Origin of the sequence: Actinophytocola sp. (genome assembly GCF_035942955.1) — a bacterium.
GTDB lineage: Bacteria > Actinomycetota > Actinomycetes > Mycobacteriales > Pseudonocardiaceae > DASYTH01.
Genome location: NZ_DASZCQ010000331.1, coordinates 1 through 3793, shown reverse-complemented (window position 1 = coordinate 3793; position 3793 = coordinate 1). Strand labels below are relative to the sequence as shown.

Genomic DNA, 3793 nt, shown 5'->3' with positions numbered 1-3793 from the left:
GGGGGGCCCACCCCGAACCGCCGGACCACCGCGCCGGCTCGGTACCGCCTGGTGGCGATCCCGGTCTCGGCCGGGATCGCGGGCGCGCTGATCGGCCTCGCGATCGCGGCGGCCGGGCCCGTCCCCGGGCTGCCCGAGCCCGACGCGGTGGTCCGGTACGGGCTGCCGGTCGTCCGGGCCCTGCTCGATCTGGCGGCGATGCTCACCCTCGGGCTGAGCCTGTTGCCGATCCTGATCGGGTACGACCGCCCGAAGATCGCCGAGCCGGTGCTGGCCGCCGGCCGGCGGGCGGCGGCCGCCAGCGCGCTCGTGTGGGCGGTGGCCGCGCTGGTCGCCCTGGTGCTGCAGACCGCGGAGCTGCGGCCGGGAGCCACGGTGTCGCCGGCCGCCGTGCTCGACTACGTCGCGGCGGTGGGCGCCGGCAAGGCCCTCGTCCTGGTGGCAGCGCTGGCCGTGGTCGCGTTCGGGTTGACCGTGGCGGCGGTCCGGGCCGGCGAGTCGGTGCCGGCCGAGCTGCGCACCGCGGTCGCGCTGTTCGGCCTGCTCCCGCTGCCGGTCACCGGGCATGCCACCGGCTGGCGCTGGCACGACGTCACGATGGTCGCCGTCGAGCTGCACGTGATCGGGGCCGCGGCCTGGACCGGCGGCCTGGCCGCCGTGGTCATGCTGGTCGCCGCCAACCGCACGCTGCTGGTCACCGCGCTGCCGCGGTTCTCCCGGCTGGCCACGGTCTGCCTGCTGGTGGTCGCGGCGACCGGGTTGGTCAACGCCACCGTCGAGCTGCTCGGCAGCCCCAGCCGGAGCCTGCCCGGCGCACTTGTCGGCACCGACTTCGGCCAGCTGGTGCTGCTCAAGATCACCTGCATCGGGCTGCTCGCCGGGCTGGGCGGCCACATCCGGTGGCGCCTGCTGCCGGCGATCGTGCGGCACCGGCGCACGGCCCTGGTCGGCTGGGCCGCGCTGGAGCTGGCCGTGATGGGCCTGGCGTTCGGCTTGGCGGTGGTGCTCACCCGCGCATCGACATCCTGATCACCCGAAACGCAGCTCACCGTGGAGAACGACCGCTCGTCGCCGGCTCGACCGCGGACGCTACGCCGTTCGGCCGCATCGGATCATCGGATGGGCCCAACGGTCAAAGGTCAGTCCCGCTCGGTGAACTGCGCCGCCGACCGCCGGCGGCGCCGGATCTCGGCCAGCCGCCGCATGGTGCCCATGCCGCGCCGGTCCAGCTCCCGCCGATCGATCCAGCCGGCCGCGTAGTGCCGGTAGGCCTGGGCGAGCATGACCAGCTCGGCGAGGAAGTCGCAGGCGCGGCGGCGGTGCTCCTCCGGCAGCCGGGCGACGAACGCGAGCTGGCCGTCGACCACCTCGTCGAGGACCCGCGCGGAGTCCAGCGCGCGCCGGGCGCGCCTGCCTCCGACGGGTGCTCTGCTCGTCCCGCGGGCCACCGTGGATCGTCACCTCACTGTCTCAGGTGGACGGAATAATCCCACGGAGGGTAGCGCGTGGTACCCGAAGGGGATCATTCGCCGGACCCATCTTCGGGGCATTCGTACACTTAGCGCAATGCCGGCCGCCCGATCAGGTGTACCGAGACCACCGAGCGGACGTATCGCCACGCCGGAAGTCGTCGAGCCGGCGCATCAGCTCCGGCCGCACCTCGGGGTGGCTCACCATGATCGGCAGAACGCTGGTGATCAGCTTGAGCTCGCGCACCTCCCGGAGGACTCCGAAGCCGTCCCATTGGGTGACATCGAGACCGTAGGTGCTGACCAGCTGCCGGTACCGGCCGGCCGGCTCGCCGAACCGGACGACCCCGATCGCGAGCGGCGTGAGGTCCCACTCCGGCGGGCCGATGCAGCTGGAGTCGAAGTCGCACAGCACCGGGCCGGCCGGGCTGGGGATCAGGTTGCCGAGGTGCGCGTCGCCGTGGATCAGCTTGGGCGGCAGGGCGAAGTCGAGCTCCCGGATCCGGCCCTCCACCTCGTCGCACCGGCGCAGCAGGAACCTGCGGTCCGCCTCGTCGAGCCCCTCAGCCTCGTCGACGCGCCGTCGCACGTCGTCGAGCGGATGCCAGGCGGGCAGCGGGAACGGCGGCACCGGCAGCGCGTGGACCCGGCGCAGCAGCCGGGCCAGGTCGCGGCCGTCGGGCCGGGCGCCGCCGTGCGGCACGGTCTCCCACAAAGTGGCCACGTGACCGGCCACCCGCACCGGCTGCTCGACGCCGGATAACAGGCGCACCGCCGGGACGTCGTGCTCGGCCAGCCAGCTGGCCACCCGGACCACCTTCTCCACCCGGTGCCGAAGCGCGCGGGAGGCCACGATCCGCACCACGACCGGATGGCGGGCCAGCCGGAACACCGCGTTGTTGGTCAGCCGCAACAGCTCGGCGCCACTCGGGTCGAGGTCGGCCACGGCACAGATGTGGGACAGGGCCAGCGTCAACTTGGCCTTGGTGAAGTCCCCGTCCCCCGCGGCCACCACGGCCGCGGCCGGCGTCGTCGTCGGCATCGGCTCTGCGCTCATGACACGGCCACTACACGGCGGACAACCGGCTGATGTTCTCCGACAGCTCTCTCGCCTGGCTGTTGTTGCGGCGCTTGTCGGCCTCTTCCTTCAGCGGGCGCATGCGTTCCCGGACCCGGCTGGACTTGAGGTGCTCGGCGAGCTCGACGGCACTGTTGCCGACCTTCACGCCGTGATCGATGTCGCCGTCCAGCAGGTGGTTGGTGGCCAGGGCGCTCAGGTTGAACGCCTTGCTGCGCGCCATCTCCTCGCCGTAGGACTCGATCGCCCTGGTCAGCGCCGGAATCGCGTACTGGGTGTGCTTCGGGAAACCGTTGTGCGCCAACACGGTGTGCACCGTGCCGATCATGGCGTACACGTCGGTCTCATTGAAGAACCGAACCCAGTCCTCGGCCTCGGCCAGGTTGGCCCGGGCCCACTCGTCGCGGGTCCGGCCGATGAGCTTCATGGTCTGCTCTTCGTGGCCCATCATCGCGTACGCCCAGGCCTGGTTCGCGCAGATCACGGCAACGGCCAGCTCGGAGCCGGACTCCTGGGCGGCGATCTGGCCGAGCTGGAACATCTTCAGCGCGTCGTCCGGGGCTTCCTTGTGCAGGTAGACGCGGCCCATCCGGTACAGGATGTTGGCCACCAGCTGGTCGTTCTCGCCGGCCTTGGCCAGCTCGAGGGCGCGGCCGAAGTGGTTGCGCGCCGAGTCGACGAGGCCGATGTCGAACGACGTCCAGCCGGCCAGGTTGTGCAGGTCGGCCAGGGCGACGTGAAGTCTCTTCTTGACGTGGTCGGCACCGGACGCGCCGAGCATCTGCTGCCCCCAGGACAGCTGGGCGACTACGGCGTCGCGGCAGAACCCGCCGCCGTACTGGTAGTCAAGCGAACGGAGTGCTCGCGTCGCAGCCTCGACCTGCCGGACATCGGTCATCCCGATGCGTCCGGGCGCTGGGGTCAACACCGGGTTGGACACCCATGATCCCGAGTCCGCGTCGCCGAGCACATGCGCGCCGACCGCGACCGCGGCGGCATGCGCAAGGAACTTCCGACGCTTCACCTCTTCGGTCTCCTCCGTGCCGGAGGCCTCTTTCGTCCCGGCCACCCGAACCGCCGTGACTTCGTCGTACGCGAGGCCCATGTATCCCCTGGGGACACCCAGACCGTCGGCGATCCTCGCCAGCACGTCGTAGGCCATGACCTGACGACCCTTGAGAATCTCCGACACCTCGGACTGCGATTGACCGGTCAGGGCCGCGATCTGGCGCTGTGAGACACCAGT

Annotated in this window: 4 protein-coding genes; 1 reads left to right on the top strand and 3 read right to left on the bottom strand. The window is 71.6% G+C overall.

Annotated elements, in window-relative coordinates; genetic code table 11:
- The first annotated feature begins 48 nt into the window (after positions 1 to 48).
- On the top strand, positions 49 to 1029 hold the full coding sequence (locus tag VGX25_RS33100) for a copper resistance D family protein (protein ID WP_326921907.1): 981 nt from the start codon (positions 49 to 51) through the stop codon (positions 1027 to 1029).
- Positions 1030 to 1139: 110 nt separating this feature from the next.
- On the opposite strand, the gene VGX25_RS33095 is transcribed toward VGX25_RS33100, so the two are convergent.
- From VGX25_RS33095 to VGX25_RS33085, 3 genes are all read right to left on the bottom strand, one after another.
- Positions 1140 to 1448 (bottom strand): hypothetical protein, encoded by a 309-nt coding sequence (locus tag VGX25_RS33095; protein WP_326921906.1) that lies wholly within the window; start codon positions 1446 to 1448, stop codon positions 1140 to 1142.
- Between the two features lie 133 nt (positions 1449 to 1581).
- Positions 1582 to 2526 carry an aminoglycoside phosphotransferase family protein gene (locus VGX25_RS33090; protein WP_326921905.1) on the bottom strand — a complete coding sequence of 315 codons (945 nt, stop codon included), beginning with the start codon at positions 2524 to 2526 and terminating at the stop codon, positions 1582 to 1584.
- A 10-nt stretch (positions 2527 to 2536) separates the two neighbouring features.
- Positions 2537 to 3793: helix-turn-helix transcriptional regulator (locus tag VGX25_RS33085; RefSeq protein WP_326921904.1), on the bottom strand; the 1257-nt coding region annotated here is incomplete at its 5' end.

What these genes read in the sequence shown, in the direction of transcription:
- VGX25_RS33090 (WP_326921905.1), bottom strand. Translation starts at nt 2,526, where the DNA reads ATGAGCGCAGAGCCGATGCCGACGACGACGCCGGCCGCGGCCGTGGTG.